Source organism: Butyrivibrio sp. NATIVEDY162, assembly GCF_045999815.1.
GTDB lineage: Bacteria > Bacillota > Clostridia > Lachnospirales > Lachnospiraceae > Butyrivibrio.
On record NZ_CP172573.1, the window covers coordinates 1,502,796 to 1,522,450 of the forward strand.

General features: G+C 41.1%; 19 protein-coding genes and 1 riboswitch. Of the genes, 8 read left to right on the forward strand and 11 right to left on the reverse strand.

Annotation, left to right across the window (positions count from 1 at the left end; all coding sequences use genetic code 11):
- Positions 1-156: 156 nt before the first annotated feature.
- Positions 157-708 (forward strand): flavodoxin family protein, encoded by a 552-nt coding sequence (locus ACHCNF_RS06160; RefSeq protein WP_408071903.1) that lies wholly within the window; start codon positions 157-159, stop codon positions 706-708.
- A gap of 289 nt (positions 709-997) precedes the next feature.
- Positions 998-1,333, forward strand: a complete 336-nt coding sequence (locus tag ACHCNF_RS06165; RefSeq protein ID WP_408071904.1) for a hypothetical protein — start codon at positions 998-1,000, stop codon at positions 1,331-1,333.
- Positions 1,334-1,866: 533 nt separating this feature from the next.
- Here the strand turns inward: ACHCNF_RS06165 and ACHCNF_RS06170 are convergent.
- Together ACHCNF_RS06170 and ACHCNF_RS06175 are read right to left on the reverse strand one after the other, a co-directional pair.
- Entirely contained in the window at positions 1,867-2,757 is an 891-nt protein-coding gene (locus ACHCNF_RS06170) for a hypothetical protein (RefSeq protein ID WP_408071905.1), read from the reverse strand.
- A 76-nt stretch (positions 2,758-2,833) separates the two neighbouring features.
- Positions 2,834-4,633, reverse strand: a complete 1,800-nt coding sequence (locus ACHCNF_RS06175; protein ID WP_408071906.1) for a glycosyltransferase family 39 protein — start codon at positions 4,631-4,633, stop codon at positions 2,834-2,836.
- 42 nt (positions 4,634-4,675) lie between these two features.
- On the opposite strand from ACHCNF_RS06175, the gene ACHCNF_RS06180 reads away from it, so the two are divergent.
- Complete coding sequence (locus ACHCNF_RS06180) at positions 4,676-4,834, forward strand: pentapeptide repeat-containing protein (protein ID WP_408071907.1); 159 nt, start codon at positions 4,676-4,678, stop codon at positions 4,832-4,834.
- Between the two features lie 45 nt (positions 4,835-4,879).
- On the opposite strand, the gene ACHCNF_RS06185 is transcribed toward ACHCNF_RS06180, so the two are convergent.
- The 4 genes from ACHCNF_RS06185 to ACHCNF_RS06200 form a co-directional block, all read right to left on the reverse strand.
- A complete protein-coding gene (locus tag ACHCNF_RS06185; RefSeq protein ID WP_408071908.1) occupies positions 4,880-6,757 on the reverse strand; it encodes a threonine--tRNA ligase in 1,878 nt (625 codons plus the stop codon).
- A gap of 180 nt (positions 6,758-6,937) precedes the next feature.
- Positions 6,938-7,447 (reverse strand): SEC-C metal-binding domain-containing protein, encoded by a 510-nt coding sequence (locus ACHCNF_RS06190; RefSeq protein WP_408071909.1) that lies wholly within the window; start codon positions 7,445-7,447, stop codon positions 6,938-6,940.
- A gap of 141 nt (positions 7,448-7,588) precedes the next feature.
- Entirely contained in the window at positions 7,589-8,764 is a 1,176-nt protein-coding gene (locus ACHCNF_RS06195) for an iron-containing alcohol dehydrogenase (protein WP_408071910.1), read from the reverse strand.
- A gap of 31 nt (positions 8,765-8,795) precedes the next feature.
- A complete protein-coding gene (locus tag ACHCNF_RS06200) occupies positions 8,796-9,614 on the reverse strand; it encodes a hypothetical protein (RefSeq protein ID WP_408071911.1) in 819 nt (272 codons plus the stop codon).
- 212 nt (positions 9,615-9,826) lie between these two features.
- Between ACHCNF_RS06200 and ACHCNF_RS06205 the strand changes: the two genes are divergently transcribed.
- The 3 genes from ACHCNF_RS06205 to ACHCNF_RS06215 all read left to right on the forward strand — a co-directional run bounded on the left by ACHCNF_RS06205 (position 9,827) and on the right by ACHCNF_RS06215 (position 12,238).
- On the forward strand, positions 9,827-10,783 hold the full coding sequence (locus ACHCNF_RS06205; RefSeq protein WP_408071912.1) for a TolB family protein: 957 nt from the start codon (positions 9,827-9,829) through the stop codon (positions 10,781-10,783).
- Between the two features lie 108 nt (positions 10,784-10,891).
- Entirely contained in the window at positions 10,892-11,785 is an 894-nt protein-coding gene (locus tag ACHCNF_RS06210; protein ID WP_408071913.1) for a murein hydrolase activator EnvC family protein, read from the forward strand.
- A 33-nt stretch (positions 11,786-11,818) separates the two neighbouring features.
- Positions 11,819-12,238, forward strand: a complete 420-nt coding sequence (locus ACHCNF_RS06215) for a bactofilin family protein (protein WP_408071914.1) — start codon at positions 11,819-11,821, stop codon at positions 12,236-12,238.
- 83 nt (positions 12,239-12,321) lie between these two features.
- On the opposite strand, the gene ACHCNF_RS06220 is transcribed toward ACHCNF_RS06215, so the two are convergent.
- Entirely contained in the window at positions 12,322-12,621 is a 300-nt protein-coding gene (locus ACHCNF_RS06220) for a YerC/YecD family TrpR-related protein (protein WP_408071915.1), read from the reverse strand.
- Between the two features lie 362 nt (positions 12,622-12,983).
- Here ACHCNF_RS06220 and ACHCNF_RS06225 point away from each other — a divergent pair, with 362 nt between their 5' ends.
- Both ACHCNF_RS06225 and ACHCNF_RS06230 read left to right on the forward strand, forming a co-directional pair.
- Positions 12,984-13,184: a cold-shock protein gene (locus ACHCNF_RS06225; RefSeq protein WP_022761586.1), complete on the forward strand. Its 201-nt coding sequence runs from the start codon at positions 12,984-12,986 to the stop codon at positions 13,182-13,184.
- Between the two features lie 348 nt (positions 13,185-13,532).
- Positions 13,533-15,329, forward strand: coding sequence for a methyl-accepting chemotaxis protein (locus ACHCNF_RS06230; protein WP_408071916.1), 1,797 nt, complete (start codon positions 13,533-13,535; stop codon positions 15,327-15,329).
- Between the two features lie 622 nt (positions 15,330-15,951).
- Here the strand turns inward: ACHCNF_RS06230 and ACHCNF_RS06235 are convergent.
- The 4 genes from ACHCNF_RS06235 to ACHCNF_RS06250 all read right to left on the reverse strand — a co-directional run bounded on the left by ACHCNF_RS06235 (position 15,952) and on the right by ACHCNF_RS06250 (position 19,645).
- The gene (locus ACHCNF_RS06235; protein ID WP_408071917.1) at positions 15,952-17,007 is read right to left on the reverse strand and encodes a HisA/HisF-related TIM barrel protein; all 1,056 of its coding nucleotides are present in this window, start codon (positions 17,005-17,007) and stop codon (positions 15,952-15,954) included.
- A 209-nt stretch (positions 17,008-17,216) separates the two neighbouring features.
- Positions 17,217-17,972 carry a 4-hydroxy-tetrahydrodipicolinate reductase gene (dapB, locus tag ACHCNF_RS06240; RefSeq protein WP_408071918.1) on the reverse strand — a complete coding sequence of 252 codons (756 nt, stop codon included), beginning with the start codon at positions 17,970-17,972 and terminating at the stop codon, positions 17,217-17,219.
- Between the two features lie 56 nt (positions 17,973-18,028).
- Complete coding sequence (gene dapA, locus ACHCNF_RS06245; RefSeq protein ID WP_408071919.1) at positions 18,029-18,913, reverse strand: 4-hydroxy-tetrahydrodipicolinate synthase; 885 nt, start codon at positions 18,911-18,913, stop codon at positions 18,029-18,031.
- A 245-nt stretch (positions 18,914-19,158) separates the two neighbouring features.
- Positions 19,159-19,331: riboswitch (Lysine riboswitch) on the reverse strand.
- A 137-nt stretch (positions 19,332-19,468) separates the two neighbouring features.
- Positions 19,469-19,645, reverse strand: a complete 177-nt coding sequence (locus ACHCNF_RS06250) for a hypothetical protein (protein WP_156035989.1) — start codon at positions 19,643-19,645, stop codon at positions 19,469-19,471.
- Positions 19,646-19,655: the final 10 nt, after the last annotated feature.

Here is a 19,655-nt window from a genome sequence, read left to right on the forward strand (position 1 = left end):
ACACAAAACAAATCTTTCCATATCTATAAGTGCCCTAATTGCAGCCAAAAAATCAGAGTTCCGCGAGGAAAGGGCCGGATTGAAATACGATGTCCAAAATGTGGCAACACTTTTCTGAAAAAGTCCTGACCAGCACTATTGTAATCAGAGGGCCTCATGCTAAAGTATTTAGTTGTTTATGCAAGTGAAACAGGGAATACAAAAAAAATAGCGGATGAGGTTTTCTATGCCCTGCCTTCTGACTCCAAGGAAGAACTCAACATCAGAAGCTGGAACGGACGGCATGATGCTGAAACCTATTTCATTGGATACTGGGTTAACAGAGGCACCTGCTCCCTTGAAATCATTGATCTTATAACTTCTCTTCACGGTAAAAATGTTGGATTTTTTGGAACCTGCGGAATGGGCAACGATCCTGCCTATTACAGGTCTATGGAATCAATAGGCAAAGTATGGCTTCCAAGTGACAATGTGTTTCTTGGCTCATTTTTCTGCCAGGGCGCCATGCCTGCTCCCATCCGTGATCGCTACGAAGCTATGCGTGGAAAGGTTGACGATGAAATAATCGACAGGATGATTGCCGTTTTTGATGAAGGCCAAAAACATCCTGATAAACAGGATCTTCTAAAAGCCAATGTTTACACGGATACGGCAATTCACAGAATTCCCAATATGGATAGCTATTACAGGATGCGGGATATCATATAAGCATTAGTGTTTATACAAACGAAGATAATCTAACCTTTTCTGAAAAAGACGTTAATGCCATAATAAATTCAATGTGTTTGTTTCTGCTAACCTTTTTTAGCGGACGTTTGCTATTGCTAACTGTTTTTCTTGACAAATACTGCTCTTGTGATTATACTTTGCTTGAATTAATTAAGAATCTATTCTTGTGGCAATTACCTCTTTGCCCTCAAGAAGCCATTTGTTTTTTTTAGGAAGTGTTATATGTCTAATGTTATTATTATAGTCGTTATTGCAGCTATATTAATTTTTGATATACGCTACATCATTAAGAAAAAGAAACAGGGCGCCTGCATCGGTTGCCCTCACAGCGGAGCCTGTCACAGCGCCGGTGGTTCCTGCCATAGTGCTGGCGGAGCTTGTCACAGTACGGGTAGTTCCTGCCATAGCGCTGGAGGAGCTTGTCATAGCCAAAGCAAATAAGTTCCGCGATAGCGTTGAGACCTGCTGTAACGTGGTTTATCATAGTGTCGGTAGTTCCTGCTGTTTTGTTGGCATTTCCTGCCATAGCGCTGGCGGAGCTTGTCATAGTACGGGTAGTTCCTGCCATAGCGCTGGTGTTGTGCGTCTTCGTCAAACTAAATAGGTCCTGGCATGGCTTGTGTGTGGATTGTCATGGTGTCGGTAGTTCCTGCCATGAGCTGTAGACATAACAATATTTTCTTTGCGCATATACGCACATCTTTTATCGTTAATATGCATATAATCTTCTGCATCATTTAGCTCATTCATCCATTTTCATCAAAACTTGATAATGGGATAACATTTTCAAACAATTCAAAAAGGTATCAGAAACAAATAATCTGATACCTTGCACTTATTGCTCATTTTTTCAGGCAATTAAACATATTCCCGTATATATACAAAATATACTATTCGAAATAGCGTTTGCGCTTCATCCCAAACAAGTTTTTTAGAATTATTGGATGAATTTGTAGCATTTAGTCCTTTTTACCGATCCAATTTCAATATTGACTCGACAGAAATCCCCGGATACTTTTAATATTCCACACCCCCGGGAGAATTCACTGGATAATTTTAATATTCCACAACCCCGGAAGAAATCCCCGGACAATTTTAATATTCCTCAGCCGGAAATCCCATCACAAGATTTTTCAATCACTTCATATGTATTGTTGCCATACTTTCAGAAAAAGCTGCATCAAAATCATCATCCTCCGCTCTGGAGAATACGATTGTATACACCTTGTTTTTCGAGAGCATGATAAAACTGGTCTGATGAATGGTCTGTGCGCCTTCGAGCGTATATGATTGTATTATTTTATATCCGGGGAAGCCATCAATCTCAACATTTTCAAAACTCTCAAGGTTATAATTTATATTCTCACCATATAATGACTCAAAACTGTTTCTCTGCATTGTCTCATATCTGTCACCGGTAAGCTCATTGTAGCTAAACTCCACTCCACCCTCATCATCAGCTTTACCTTCTGCTTTTTCAGCATTGGTAAGCGCCTTTTGCTGTGGAATCAAATGCACATTATAGGTAATATTAGCTGATTCAAGCGGATAGTGCTTATTTACAAAAACTCCGGGAGTATCTGAAGCTTTAAATCCTGCAGGAAGAATAAATGCGCAGCTAAGAGACACAGGAAGGCTGTTCATACTATCTGAATTTGTGCCATTTACACTTTCCTCTGCCTCAGAAGCCTGTCCTTCCACTTCGGAAGTCTGGCTGTCTGCCTCAGAAGACTGCCCTCCGATTTTGGAAGTCTGACTGTCTGCCTCAGAAGCCTGTCCTTCCGCTTTGGAAGCCTGACTGTCTACCTCAGAAGCCTGTCCTTCCACTTCGGAAGTCTGGCTGTCTGCCTCAGAAGTCGAATTTTCTCCCTCGGAATTCTGATCATTTACTTCAGAAGCTTCACCATTACTCGCAGAAGTTTGTCCTTCCACTTCAGAAACCCGGTCGTCATTCGCAGCGTTATTGCCCTCTACTATCTCCTCAAGTTCTGCGCCCACGCCTGCAGAAGCCATACCCTTCATACTCATACCTGCACACGAAAAGGTCATTATGGTAACAAGGAATATAGAACAAAATATGCGATTTCTTTTTTCACCTAATAATTTAAGATAATTCAAAAACATCTATCCAATACCTCTCAAGCAAATAGCTGCCTGTATTTTCATTATCAATTCCTTCGGTTTCTTTCCACTCCCTGACAATATCCTCTCTGGAGTTGAAGCTTCCGAGGAACAGTACTCTCTTTCCACTATTTATAAGCTGCCTGACATCAGCAGGCTTATCTATTACCCCTATTCCGGGAATAATAGTTTCCAGGTAAGCATCTGTCATTGCTCCGTAAAGATACACAGGAACCTGTGCGGCCTTCCCGTTTTCAAGAGTAATGTCACTCATTTCATTAAAATAGTAAAGGCTTAGCGCAGATACCTGATCAAAATTGCAGATGATCACTGTATTTTCATAGTCATCACTCAAAAGCTCCACTACTTTTTCCATATTAACACGTTTATAGAGCTCGTTTCCACGGAAAGCCCAAAAATCTCTGATGCCAAATACAATCATAAGTGCCGAAAGAAGTAAGAACCCCCAAGCCTGAGCACCTTTCACGAGACGCTCACTAAAGAATTTGTTAATGTTCCCTATATTATTCTCACTCAGGCTTTTTTTCAAATTCTCGCCATCATTCTCAGCTAAGCTCTTTTTCAAATTCTCGCCATTATTCTCATTCAAGCTCTTTTTCAAATTCTCGCCATTATTCTCACTCAAGCTCTTTTTCAAATTCTCGCCATTTTTCTTGTTAACGCCCGTCACGGCCCCAACAAGTACCCCCAGCCACAGCGCTCCCATTCCGGGGATCATATATCTGTATGTAAAAATCGGTCTAAGCAGATATGAAGCTGCAAAGCCAAAAGCGATTATTCCTATTAGCGGCATAAAGCAAAGCCACATATACGCATCTCTTAAGTTAGCAAGAACTACAAAGGCAACAAGCGCAAACATTAAGACAGCCAGCACCGTTGCAAGCTTCTCATTGAAGAATCCGGGTTTCATCAAATATTTGATAATGCCGCCAAAGCTTCTAAGGCTTAATGGCTGAATCCAGTAATTTGATGAGACCGACTTCGCTTGAGAGAGCACAACACCTATCCACGGAATGTAGCAAACCACCGTCAGATTGGCACTGATAAGGATAATCCCCAGCTGATAAATATTCTTTCTGACTGACCACACGATCAGGAAAAGATACACCGCCGCCACAGCTACTGCAGCATAGTACTGCGTATAGCATGCCAATAGTCCATATATGAAAATCGGAAACATCTTTCCAAACCTAAGCCCCTTTACCTGCTTTTCCTTATCTGGCTGAATAAAAGGCTTGGCATGAATACAAAGAGCAGTAATAAAAAACATAACCCAGCTGTACATCCTGACTTCAACCGAGTAATCCGCCATTTGCGGCATAGCTATCATTGCGCAGGAAAACAGGCCGCCAATAAAAGCCCCGTAGCATTTTCTTATCACAGTTATTCCGTATATAAAGAGAATTAAAAGCGGAATCACGCTTGCGACCTTGGCATAAACCACAGGAAGTGGTCCGGACGTACACGCCCCTGCAGCAGCTCCATCAATGCCCACCAGGTTGCCTATAGTTGAAAATGCTCTCATAAAAACATGCACAATAATATAATAAAGCGGCGGGTGTACATCCGCCGCTGTTAATTTGACCATCTCAGATATGGGCTTTAGAGCAAACTGTATACTGAACAGCTCGTCATACCATATATCCGGACTAAAACAAAGATATCCGGAGAAGATAAGCATCGCTGCTGAAATAAGATACATTAAAACTCCACATATGTTTTCTGCTGTTCTGAATTTTCCCTTGTTATCTTCTTTTCTCATTTATCTCTCTTCTGTCAATCTTTCTTACGTTAAAGCTCTCTTATGTATATCTCTCTTTATGTAAATCTCTCTTACAGCAATCTCTCCTGCACAAATCTCTCTTACAGTAATCTCTCTTGCGTAAATCTCTCCTGCACAAATCTCTCTTACGTAAATTATACAAACGCCTTCTCCACAAAAGGAGAAGGCATTCTAATGTAGCTGTTTTTATTATTTCTAATTGATGCAATATGTGCAACAGAATTATTATTCTACAGTATCAATAAGCTCAAGTGTATGCTCTTCGTTCATCTTTTTGCACATCTCAACGAACTTATCAAGAGGCACATTCTGAATCTGCTTGTTAGAACCACGAACGTTGATGGAAACAGTATTTTCAGCTGCCTCCTTATCACCGAGTACGATGATGTAGGGATCTTTGTAGTTCTTGAACTTCTTGATCTTTTCCTTCATATTGTTGTCAGAATAATCTGCCTCAACATCAATGCCGTTTGCATAGAGAAGATCTGCAACCTTCTTTGCATATTCGTTGTGCTCTACGCGGATAGGCACGATACCTACCTGGTAAGGGCTGAGCCAGAACGGGAAAGCACCCTTGAAGTTCTCGATGATAATACCAATGAATCTCTCAAGTGAACCATAGATAGCTCTGTGGATAACAACAGGCATCTCAAGGCTTCCGTCCTGAGCCTGATATGTAAGGCCAAAGTTGTGAGGAAGCTGGTAGTCAAGCTGAACTGTTCCGCACTGCCACTCTCTTCCAAGTGCATCCTTGATCTGAAGGTCAATCTTAGGACCATAGAAAGCGCCATCACCTTCATTGATCTCGTAGCCGCCTTCGCCATATTTCTTATCAAGAATGCTCTTAATAGCTGCCTCTGCTCTGTTCCAGACCTCAATATCACCCATGAAGTCATCAGGGCGAGTTGAAAACTCAGCTCTGTATGTAACACCGAATGTCTTGTAGATTTCATCAGCAATTGAGATGATATCTGCAATCTCATCCTGAATCTGTGACTCCATTACGAATGTATGGTCATCATCCTGTCTGAACTCCTGAACACGGAAAAGTCCGTTCATCTGACCTGACTTCTCTTTTCTGTGAAGTACATCATACTCACTGTAACGAATAGGAAGCTCTTTATATGAATGAACTGTTCTCTTGTATGTCATCATGGCATTAGGGCAGTTCATAGGCTTAGCACCCATCGTGTCGATAGCCTCTCTGTTATAGATTACAGAGCCTCTCTCAATCTTTACAGGAGCCTTAGCTGCATCCTCAGCCATGCTCTCAGCTACATCCGGAATAGTTGTATCAGCCTGAACGTGGCCGGCAATACCGGGAACTATGAACATGTTGTTAATGTAGTGAGCCCAGTGACCACTGATAAGCCACAGCTTTTTATTATCAATAAGGGGAGCAGCTATCTCAGTATAGCCATGTCTCTCCTGGATATCTCTTGAAAACTTGAGAAGCTTCTGGTACATCTTCCAGCCTCTGGGAAGCCAGTAAGGCATTCCGGGAGCTGTCTCATCAAACATGAAAAGATCAAGCTGAGCACCAATCTTCTTATGGTCACGCTCCAAAGCTTCCTGGATCATCTTGAGGTGAGCCTTGAGCTCATCCTTTGTAGGGAATGCATAGAGATAAATTCTTGTCATGGAATCTCTCTTCTCATCACCTCTCCAGTAAGCACCTGATATTGCCTTTATTTTATATGAAACATTCATCAGCTCCTGAGAGTTCTCAACGTGAGGTCCGCGGCAGAGATCGATGAAATCATCACCTGTATTATATGTGGTGATAGTCTCGCCTTCGGGAAGATCGTTAATAAGCTCTGTCTTGAATTTCTGATCTTTGAAAATTGCAAGAGCCTCTTCCTTTGAAACCTCTTTTCTTGTCCAATCCTCTCTTCTCTTGATGATCTCGCGCATCTTATCCTCAATAGCCTTGAAATCATCCTCTGTTACAGCCTTAGGCAAAACAAAGTCATAGTAGCAACCGTCTGCCACCTGCGGACCAATTGCGTACTGAGTATCCTTACCGTAAAGTTCGATTACGGCTTTTGCCAGGATGTGTGCCAATGAATGGCGATACACTTCTTTAAATTCTTCTTTTGTCATGATTAACTCCTTTTCCGTGCCAACCGGGCACAGTAATTAATTTATTAAAAAGCCCCTCATCAGGCTAAACCTAGGCCTCAAAGCCTTAGAGGGACTTTTGTTCAGTACAAAGCAATAAAGAAAAAATCATTTTCTTCGCATCGCATCTTTATCTATAGAAAAAGCATTTTCAAATGCGAATCAGAACTTGCCCTTACCGTGGCACTTCTTGTACTTCTTGCCACTTCCGCACGGGCAGGGATCGTTGGGATATACCTTGTTCTCCTTGCGAACTGTCTGAGATGCCTTCTGCTCCTTGTAAAGCTCCTTCTGCTTCTCCTCTGAGAAGATATCATTCCACTCCTCAAGACCATACAGCCAGTCAGCACCTGCTGCTACCATGTTCTTGTAAAGAAGCTCTTTATCAAAGCCAAGCTGAACCTCTGTATCCTCAGTCATGTCATCGATAGGGTTCTGCTCCTTTAGTGAATCATTGATTCCATCAAGGAAACCTGTCATTGTCATAATATCTATGCTATATTTTTCAGCCAGTTCCTTAACTGTGCCCTTAACTACCTCATCAGGATTCTTAAGAAGGATTGCATAAATGTCCTTTTCCTTCTGAAAATAATCTGTCCAAAGCTTCTGCAGCTGTGCCTTATCAGCCTTCTCTGAATAAGCCATGTCACGCCACTGTTGTAATAATGCCATAATGTAACCTCACTTTTTAAAAATAAAATTCTTAATGCACATGGGTGGTCAAATAAAATTCCGCTCCATATGTCACAATCTCTCTTATTATAGTATTTTTCTGTAATAATGTAAATAATTCTAAAGTCAAGCCCCCGGCGGTCAGCCAAGCGCCGCCTTATATATTTTCTTCACATCTGCCGTTTCAAGCGGTCTGATTCTGGATAACTTAACTGTTCCCTGCATCGTAGCATCCAGAGCGAGCACCTCCAGTTCGTCCTCTGAAGGCTCTATTCCGAGATCTTTTAGGTTAACCGGCATATCTATACTCTTGAAAAACTGTTCGGTTTTCTCTATTCCAAGTAGCGCTGCCTTTTCATCATCCTCTTCATTTATCTCCCAGACCTTGCGCGCATATCTTGCAAATCTGGAAACAGCTCCCTTATACAGTTCTCTTGCCCAGGAGCCCCAAACTGCTGAGAGGGATGCACCGTGAGTCACATCGTATTTTGCTGAAAGAGCATGTCCAAGCTTATGAACCGAGAAGTCTTTGCCCCTTCCGCACTCTGTCAGATTGTTGTGTGAAAGACTTGATGCCCAGAAAACCTCGCACATTGCGTCATAGTCTGAAGGATTATCGACTACTGTCTTTCCGTTTTTAATAACTGTTCTTAAAAGTCCCTCAGCGATCTCATCCGTCATGTCGCAGTGACTGTCCGGAATGAAATATCTCTCCATTGTGTGCATCATGATATCGGTAACGCCTGCTGCCAGCTGATTTTTGGGAAGTGTGCTTCCAAGAGCCGGATTAACTATAGCAAATCTGCACCTGTTAAAATCAGTGTTTATTCCTGCCTTTTTCCCCAGCTCTTCGTTGGTAAGGACTGCCGAATCACTCATCTCACTACCCGCAGCTGCAATAGTAAGCACAGCGCCCACAGGAAGTGACTTATTAAGCGGCACCTTCCTCGTCCACAGATCCCACAGATCATTTTCGGCGTTAGCAGCGCCATGAGCTATTGCTTTAGCAGTATCTATGGCACTTCCGCCACCAATTCCTATTATCATGTCAGCACCAAAATCGAGTGCCTTAACGATACCTTCCTTGGCATGGGCCAGTGTGGGATTTGGCTTTGCACCGCCAAATTCCTGATAATCCACACCTGCTTCCTTCAGAGATTTTTCCACCCTTTCAAGGAGACCGCTTTTCACAATGCTTCCCTTACCATATACAAGCAGAGCCTTTTTTCCATACTTTTTAGCCGTCTCTCCGGTTTGCTTCTCAACATCTTTTCCAAAAACTACTTCTGTCGGAGCATAAAACTTGAAATTATCCATTTTGACCCTCCTTATATACCTTCTTAAAGATTTATTTTACTTTGGTTGCACGAACAATGTAAGAAGATGAAGCTCTGGAGCCATTGTTGATCTTTATATAGTATTTCTTACCCTTTTTAAGTCTTATCTTCTTGCTCTTGTACCAGCCATTTCCTGCTGATACCAAAGATTCAGGATACTTACTGTCAGGACTGTGCTTACTTTTGTATCCGGTTACGTAGAAATAGTTAAGCCAATCATCCTCAGAGGTATTAACTACACTGAATTTGTAATTACCTGTCTTTGGAGCCTTGAAAACATACCAATCTACATCATTAACATTGTCGCCATTAATTATACCGCTATAGCTTTTCTTTACCTTTATTTTGTTAGCTTTGCTTGATGTATCATTGTATTCTTTCTCAAAATTAGCAGGCGACTGAGTCTCAACAACAAAGCTTAGTGTATATTTTCTATTGGTATTCAAACAATCAAAGCTAAGCTTTACAGTTTTTCCTGCAGGCAGACTGTAGTTCGGAGAAGTTTTATACCCATCGCTATCAGAAAGATAAGCTTCCAGATAATTTGTGTAATCATACACTAATTTAACACGAGCACTTCCAAGTACATCTTTTCCCCCGTCCAAATATCTGTAGTCGGTGATAGCTGCTCTCACCCTGAAGTATCCTGACTGCGGAGTCTGAAATGAATAATCTAACTTTTCAACACCTGTTGTTGAAATTGTGTAAAGCTGATTAAGATTGATATTTGACTCGGCTTTAGCTGTCTCCGGATTTGCGGCAAAAACAGAACTAAAAACCGCTAATGCCATTGCTAACGCCTTTACTTTAGTAACAAAACTTTTTCTCATACATACCTCTTTCCGGTATCTGCCCCAAACGATACCCTTTTTATTCTTTGTTTCCACTCATGTGTTTTGGGTTGTTATAAACAACACGTTTATGATTATAGCATATTGTTGCTGTTTTTTTACAAATACTGGGCTGAAAAGTAATGATCTCACATTATGTGTGCATTCTCTTTTTATAAAGTGTTATCTTAATCTAACAGGAGGTAACACCTATGAGAATGATAAAATATCCGGCCGCAGCTGCAATTGTGGTTGCCACATTTTTATCAATTTCAACTATCGCCCATGCCCATCCGAATCTTACCGGCAAAATCGTATATCACTCCTATTCTGACTACAATGCCGGTGACAGCAGACTTTATCTATATGACTTTTCATCTGACACACATAAGTGTCTTAGCTCCAATTGGACCAATGTAAAAAATCCCATGAACGCCTGCTTTAGAAAAGATGGCAAAGCTATTGTATTTATGGGACAGACCGAAAATGGAGAATGGGATATTTTTGAATATACATTTGCAGATAAAAAGCCCATAAACCTGACCATGGGAAACGACCTTGATGACGAGGATCCAAAATACGATTCCAAAGGAAAAAACGTCATATTCAAGCAAAGTAATCCATCAGGAAAAGGCACCCGAATAGTCAGGTACAACCTAAAATCCGCAAAGCAGAAAGTTCTTATACGCGGTTCTTCAATAAAATCCATGCCGTACTACAGTAAAAATGGCAAAAAGGTTTATTACGTTGAGGGCGAAGACAATAAAAGTTCCATTCGGGTTGCGGATATAAATAAGAAGAAAACCAAAACTCTCTATAAAAAAGAGGGTACTCAGTCGTACTATCCAATTGTCAGTAATGACGGAAAATATCTCTTCTTTTCAAGAGGATACAGCAAGAAAAATAACGCTGACCAGATCATCAGATATAATCTCAAAAACGATACGCAGAAGTCACTAAAATGTAACAGCAAATATTATGACAGCTCCGATACCTGCTGTGTTTCTTCCAAATATATAATCATAAGCTGTTCAAAAGATGGCGGCGTAGGTGGATATGATCTGCATCTCGTGAATATCAAAACCGGCAAAATGACCAGTCTGTCGCAGTACAACAGCCGTATAAATACACCTTTTGAGGAGCTTGGATGCGATTATTATGATAAATAAAAATTTCACGGGTCTTAACCTGATAGTAAGCTGCAAAAAAGCCGACGAAAATTGCCTACTATCAGGTTTTATGATATTATTATCCCTGAATTTACATGGGGGTTTTTTATGGCAGAATTAAATAAACCAAAAAAACACAGGCATAAACGCCACTACACATTTATGATCATTTCCGGTGATTCAGACGGAAGCAGTGGCAGCATTCATCTCGGACATATAGCAACTCAGGTTTTGGCATTTTCTATCTTTGCTATATTTGTGGTATTGGTATGCTTTCTTGTCCATTCAGGAATTACCGTTTCATCCCTAAAAAAATACACAGCCCAGCAGGATGTGAAAATTGCAGAACTGGATGAGGAAAATAAGGCGCTGACGCAGGCCAATTCTGAACTCCAAAATGAAGTCACGCAGCTTAGTCAGGCGCTGAATCAGAAAGTTGAAGCAGAAGCTGTAACTGCTGCAGAGGCAGAGCAACTCAGCATTCCGAACCAGCTTCCTATTTCCGGTACAGCTTCCATGGTTGCAAGCTACGATGATCCCAATTCCAGCGAAATTGCAATTGAAGGCCTCATCGATGGTGATGGCAATGCAGTCACTACTGAGAATAATGATGCCGAGGGCGAAAATGCTGAAAATGATGGCAATGAAAACACTGAGGGCGAGGACAATACAGATGGCGCCACTCCTGTGGACCCTTCCGCATATGATCCTATCCTCATCCTTACTACCGAGGAAGGTTCTACCATTACTGCCGCAGGTGCAGGAACTGTCACATCAGTGGCCGGTGATGTAAAATACGGCAATGCTGTTACAATTGATCATGGTAACGGATATATTTCTATCTATAGAAATGCAGGCGAAAGTCTTGTTCATGAAGGCGATACGGTAATAAGAGGTGCTACCCTCTTTGTTGTCGGAAGTGACAACACAAAATTAGGATTCCAGCTTCAAAAGGATGGAGCTTTCATTAATCCTGAAGAATTAGTTGAAATAAATGGATGATATTTTTCATCCCTATTTATAAGGAGGCTAACAATGGCACTTTTTAACAATGCAAAGGCTGAAGGCGGGGTAGACGTAGCTGCTGAGCCAATCACATCTTTCATAGCGGCAGGCGCAATAATCGACGGCCCTTTCACCGCCAAAGAAAGCACTCGTATCGATGGCACCATCAACGGTAATGTTTCAGTAAACGGTTCTCTTATCGTTGGGCAGGAAGGAAAAATCAACGGAGCAGTCTCCGCTATTAACCTTTTCCTCGCTGGAGAGATTAATGGTAATGTAACCGCAAGCACCGGTAAAGTTGAGATTAGCGACACCGGAAAACTTATCGGTGATTTGTCTGCTAAGACTCTTGTGATTGATGAAAACGCAGTTTTCCAAGGGCAATGCCAAATGACCGCTGAAAAGACTTCAGCTGAGACAGCAAAAGAAAGAGCTACAGCCAGCAACTAAAAAAAACCATATACGGCATGTTGCAAAAACAGCCGTATATGGTAATTCATCAATACTTACACTATATATTTATTCTGTGATTATCATTGTGCATTCTCTGATTTCATCTTAGAGAAAACAAGTGCATATCCGTCATCCCCATAATTAAGTGATCTGTTTACTCTACTGATTGTAGCTGTAGAAGCACCTGTCTTCTCTGCTATCTCAAGATAGGTCTTATGTTTTCTGAGCATCGCAGCAACTTCAAATCTCTGAGAAAGAGACATTAGCTCATTCACTGTGCAAAGATCCTCAAAAAAGCTATAACACTCCTCTTTATCATCAAGTGACAGAATGGCCTCAAATAAGTGACCTACCGCTTCTGTGCGAATTTTCTTGTTCATCTTACCCTCCGTAAACTAAAAAGTCTATTGCAGTTCCCCTATGATATACGCAAAAAACAGTTTTGTCAAAACATAATATAAAAAAGTCAACAAAAACTGATGCTGCAGTGTATCTAATTATTTACATAATTTCGTTTATTTCTTATGAGACTTTCATATTTTAGCACACTAAATAATTAAAGTAAAGCAATGTTGCCAAAGTCTAGATAAATTGTGATTTTTTTCGCGAAAATTTTAATAATTCCTTTACTTTTACCACCTATTGTGATATCCTAATTATGTTGTTTTAATACAACATATCGTCAATTGATGTACTCGTTTGACGATAAGAACTATTTTTTATTTTTTAGTGGAGGTAAGCTATGAACAAGGGTACAGTTAAGTGGTTCAACAACCAGAAGGGTTACGGCTTCATTTCTGATGAGGCAGGCAATGATGTATTCGTACATTATTCAGGACTCAACATGGAGGGCTTCAAGTCTCTCGACGAAGGCGCTGCAGTTGATTACGATGTAATCCAGGGCGAAAAAGGACCGCAGGCAGTTAACGTAAACAAGCTTTGATTAACGGCCAAACATTTTAATCAAGACTACAATGTGCCTTATTCTTAATATATAGAATCAGCAAGTGTACAAATGATTAATCAACGAACCCATCCGGTAACGGATGGGTTTTTTGAGTTTGCATTCCAGTTTTTTCATTCAAATTGTACACCTTCTCTTCTCCCGCATAATTCAAGTATCATCCATTTCTATTTGTACACTTCATATGCGTGTATTATCATATTTTTATGTTCTAAAAAATCTATATTCAATCCAACTTTTCATCAAATTTTTATATATTATTAATTGTTATACCATATACCTTTTGCTATTCTGAATGTGTGTATATTTTCTTATGGAGGTGCTACAATGCAAAAACATAAAGGGTCACTATTATACGTACTAATAGCTGTTATAGCAGGTGCCGTAATACTTACAGGTATAGTTATCGAACTTTTCACAATTAATAGCACTATTGCTACTAACAAAGATCAGACCGCTGCATATAGGGACCGCCTGATGCAGGATCAGCAATCAGAACTTCGAAATCAGGTTCAGAACGTTGTGAGCCTTGTTGATCAGGTACATAAAGCAGAACTAGCCGGTGCATTAACGGAAGAAGATGCTAAGCGAATTGCAGCAGACTATGTTCGTGAACTACGCTATATGGATGGCGACGGATATTTCTGGGTTGACACTACAGAAGGTGTAAACGTTGTACTTCTTGGTCGTGACACTGAGGGACAAAGCCGTATTAATCAGAGTGATCCTAACGGCGTTTACATGATTAAAGACTTCATAGCAAACGCTAAGGCGGGCGGCGGATTTTCATATTTCAGTTTTCCTAAGCCGAATGAAACAGAACCTCTTCCCAAGATGGGTTATACAATGCTCTATGAGCCCTATGATTGGGTTATCGGAACCGGTGTCTGGATTGATCACATTGATGCACTTGAAGCTATATATAAAGAGCATGCTCAGGCTGCACTTACTCAGTCTATTGTAAAATCAATTGTTGTATTGGTAGTAATGATTATCCTCGGAGTAATCCTAGCCATCTATATTGGAAAGAGAATTACTACTCCTATCATACTTGTTGCTAAAGAAATGGAGCGAATGGCAAACAGTGACTTTAGTGACAATTCCGACATGAAGAAAGTAAGAACTCTTAAGAAGAGCAGCAACGAGATAGGTCTTATATCCGATGCTCTTGACCTTATGCATACAAATATTCGTGAACTGATGGCTAAGATTTCTGATACCACAGCATATGTTGCTTCTGCTTCAGAAGAGCTTTCAGCAAGTGCTTCTCAGTCCGCTCAGGCAAGTGAAATGGTTGCTACCTCTTGCACAAATGTAGCAAACTCCTGCAGTGGACAAATCACAGCCGTATCAGGTGCCAGCAATGAAACTCAGGCATTTGTTAGCAATATGCAGGAATTCCAGGATGCCATCGTTGCTTCCAATGACATGATCAATGCTACCAATGAAGCTGCTACCAAGGGCGCTGCAGATATGAATCGTGCTACTACGATGATGACAACCATCAAGGATTCTGTAGAAAATACAGCAACAATGGTTGAAGGTCTCGGCGACAAGCTTAAAAATATCGATTCCTTTGTTGATACTATTGCAGAGATTGCAAGTCAGACTAACCTATTGTCACTTAATGCCAGTATCGAGGCTGCAAGAGCCGGTGAGATGGGTAAAGGTTTCGCGGTTGTTGCAAGTGAGATCAGCAAGCTTGCCGATCAGTCAAATGAAGCTGCAAGCAAGATCACAGACCTTATTGAAGATATCATGAGAAGCTCTGAAGAAGCAGTTGAGTCCATGCGCGAAGGTGCTCAGAGTGTTGTAGAAGGAACTGAGGTTGTTAACGAAGCAGGTAATACCTTCAACGAGATTGTTAACAAGGTTCATTCCGTATCCGAGCAGAGTGCACGTATGGGTGAAATCGTAGATCAGCTTTCCGGCGGCACAGAAACAATTGCCCACAATATCGAGAAGATTGAGCAGATGAGCGTAAGTGTTGCTGACGAAACTCAGAATGTATCTGCAGCATCTCAGCAGCAAACAGCTTCTACTCACGAGGTTGCAGAAGCTTCCGACAGACTCGCCGAGAATGCGCAGGAACTTCAGGACTTTGTTGCTAGATTCTCGCTGTAAGATTATTGTTGTAAGATTCTTATTGTGAGATTCTTGCTGTAAGATTCTTGCTGTAAGATTCTTATTGTGAAATTCTTGCTATAAGATTATTGTTTTGAAATTTTGGCTACTAAAAAAGTCTTGGCTAGAAAAGGCTCCACTTAGTTAGCGGAAATATTTCCAAAATATCAGGCTAAATCGCAGGCGACCTGCTCTATGATGAGCAGGTCGCCTTTTCTCTGAATATAAGCTTGCAAAATGCTTGTGTACACTGGATATTGCCAAAAGGCCATTTTCCAGTGTAGGACCAATAATTACTGTACATCGGATATTGCCAAAAGGCCATTTTCCAGTGTAGGGCCAATAATTACTGTACACCGGATATTGCCAAAAGACCATTTTCCAGTGTAGGGTCCATAATTACTGTACACCGGATATTGCCAAAAGGCCATTTTCCAGTGTAGGGCCCATAATTTCTGTACATCGGATATTGCCAAAAGGCCATTTTCCAGTGTAGGACCAATAATTACTGTACACCGGATATTGCCAAAAGGCCATTTTCCAGTGTAGAGGTCACATTTTGATATAGATATAGTGGGCTTCACACAAATAAGTGGGGTGCATAAATAAAGTACTTGCCATATCAATTCAAAGATATAGCAGAAATCAGTTCATCAATTGCTATGCTTCCACCAAATATTTCAAGTGCGCTGCCAACCGTTACATCAAGCTTACCTGCGGCGCAGCTGCGGAGAAACTCAATGTCCTCTAATGAATGTACTCCTCCTGCATAGGTCATTGGTATTTTGCCCCAGTTGCCAAGCATGGTAGCAAGCTCTGCCTCAATTCCGGACTGTTTTCCTTCCACATCAACTGCATGAATAAGGAACTCGTCACAATAAGAAGAGAATTCATCCAATGTATCCTCATTTAGTTCCACAGATGTCATCTTCTGCCACCTGTCAGTGACAATATAGTATCTACCACTTTCATGTCCGCATTTTTTCCCATCCGCAGTGAAGTCGTTTTGGCCTTTATATTTCTTATCAGCACCAATCTCTCCAGCGATTAGATTTTTGGGTTCTATCTCTTCTGCTTTCTTCTTATCAGCAGTAATCTCTCCAGCAATCAGATTTTTGGGTTCTGTCTCTTCTGCTGTCTTCTTCTCAGCACCAATCTCCCCTGCGATCAGATATTGGGGTTCAACCTCCTCTGCTGCCTGCCTCTTAGCTTCTGATCTGCAAAAAGCATCCTTATTATCTATCCACTTCCTGCAGCTAAGATCCAGAACCAGGTGCTCTTTACCAACTTCACTGACCAGCTTTTTCAAATTATCATAATTCACCTCGCCATTTTTAAAAACATAGCTTGTGACTATGACATGTGAAGCTCCTGCATCAAGGAATTTCCAGGCGTTCTTTGCAGTTATTCCACCACCAACCTGCAAATATCCAGGTGTCTCTCTAAGAGCCGATAAAGCCTGTTCTACGGACGCTTCATAATATGGACTGTCAGCGGAATTAAGCACAATAATGTGTCCGCCATAGAGTCCCTTTTCTTTATACATTCGTGCAAAAAAAGCAGCATCCTGAGCGGACACAAAATTCTCTTTTGCAAAGTCTCCTATGTCGCTAAGGCTGCTGCCTACTATTTGTTTAACCTGTCCATTATGAATATCTATGCAAGGCCTAAATCTCATGTTGTCCTCATTAATTTTTTATGCCTACAATTATGTCTGCTTTACTTACTAATTTCATTCACTTATGAGCTTTTGCCAATTCTAATCCACTACTATCATGCAACCCGCCGGCAGATCTTTTAATCTACCATCATGTAATCCGCCGGCAGCTATAATCTATTTTTCAAGTCACAGACAGCGCTAAAACCCATTTATATATCAGACACATATCATCCGATAACACTGCTCATGTCATACATCCCTGCACCTTTGCCTGCAAGAAATTTGGCTGCTTCAATAGCACCTTTTGCAAAAACTGATCTGGAATATGCTCTGTGTGAAAGAGTAATAACTTCATCCGTTCCTGCGAAAATAACATCATGATCTCCTACGATTGTGCCGCCGCGAACAGCAGAAATACCAATTTCCTTTTTAGGGCGCTTTTCACGTCTTGTGCTTCTGTCATAGACATATTCACACTTTTCTGAAAGAGAATCATTGACGCTGTCAGCAAGTGCAAGAGCTGTTCCACTGGGTGCATCAAGCTTCTGATTATGATGCTTTTCAACTATCTCAATGTCAAAACCTGCTGCATCAAGAACAGGAGATATCTCTTTCAAAACCTTCATCAGCATATTAATTCCAACGGACATGTTGGCTGACTTAAGAATAGCCACTTTTTCAGAAGTAGCTTTAACTTTAGAGAGCTGCTCATCAGAAAGACCTGTGGTGCAAAGAACTACAGGTAAATTCTTCTCAGCGCATACCTCAAGAAGCTTATCGACAGCTGACGCATTCGAAAAATCGATTACCACATCAGCATTAACATCACATTTTTCTATAGAATCAAAAACAGGAAAGCTGTAATTATTTTCACCATAAGCATCAACTCCTGCCACAATTTCTATATTTTCATCTTTGGAAGCAAGGTCAACAATAACGTGTCCCATACGGCCATTGCAGCCATGCATAATTGCTTTTATCATACTTATCCTCCCGGCTAATTGCACTGTAATTCAAAAATCTTTTTATAGGATGTTTCTCAGATTTTCAAAAACTTCTTAAGCTCTCTCTCAAGAACTGCCCTGTTTTCATCTGAAATAGTCGTAAGCGGAAGGCGAAGCGGGCCTGCCTTAAAGCCAATCATCTCAAGCGCAGCCTTCACAGGAATAGGATTAACCTCTGAGAAAAGTGCATCTATGAGAGGAAGTGCCTCAAGCTGAAGTCTGGTTGCACCTGCAAAATCACCTTCAAGCGCCTTCATGCACATCTCATGAGTCTGCCTGGGTGCCACATTTGACAGAACTGAAATAACTCCAAGACCACCAAGTGACATGATCGGAACAACAAGTCCGTCCTCTCCTGAATAAAGATCGATTGCGCCATCAGCAAGCTGCATCATCTTGGTTGTCTGAGCCATATTGCCGGTCGCATCCTTGATACCCACAATATTGTCGACCTCTTTGCAGAGCTTAGCAGCAGTTGCAGGCAGAATATTGCAGCCTGTGCGACTGGGAACATTATATAAAATGATGGGAATATCTACTGCCTTGGCAACAGCTGTAAAATGCTGAACAAGACCTTCCTGAGTTGCCTTATTATAATAAGGAGTAACTGACAAAATTCCGTCAGCTCCGGCCTTAGCAGCATCAATTGAAAGCTCAACAGCTGTCTTGGTGCAGTTAGAACCGGCACCTGCAATTACAGGCACTCTCTTATTGACATACTCTATGCAGAATCTTGAAACCTCTTTGTGCTCCTCTTCTGTCATGGTAGCACTCTCGCCGGTCGTTCCGCATACAATAATGGCATCTGTTCCATTCTCAATCTGAAAATCGATCAATCTCTTGAACTCTTCATAGTTTACCGATTCATCCTCATTAAACGGTGTTGCTATTGCAACTCCTGCTCCCTTAAAAACTGCCATAAAACATGTCTCCTTCTGTCATATATTAGCTCAATTTTTCAAAAACAGTCTCTTCATTTAATCCGGCTCAAAACATATTTCACCGAATCTACATCTATATTAAAAATAAGCTTCACCAAATCTGCAACTATATTTAAAAATGGCTTCATCAAATCTGCAACTATATCTTAATACAATTTCATTACAGATAAAAAGCTAACTCACCACACGGAGAGTTAGCTTCATAGAATCATCATTGATTAAATTAGCCTGATAGCTCCCCATCTTGCGATGACAGTCATACAATTATTCACTGTATGCCCAGGTCTAAGCCCCTCAGGAAAGCTCATCCTTCGGCGTATTGTCCTTTCCGAATCCCTCTCCTGCGCCTGTCGCATCAGAATCCGTACTGATAGAATACGCAACCTCTATCTAAATTATAGTCTGCACAAATCATAACACTGTCACACCACAGTGTCAACGTGTCAAATACATCACAAATAAATGTATCCCGGAATCTGTTACCGATCACACCTTATGGCACTCACAGCAACGAGATTTACTCATTCCTACGCTTTACTTCATTCCCTCCCAGAATCTGTCATGCTCTGTGAATCTTACTGTATCATCCTCGGAAATCTCAGCCTTGGGCTTTTTCTCCTTGGTACCTGTCTGCTCCATCTGAAGCTCATCCTCTGAAGGGGAGTTATACATACCTTTATGTTCCCCGAAAATCTTATCTATAATAGCCATGTCAATTACC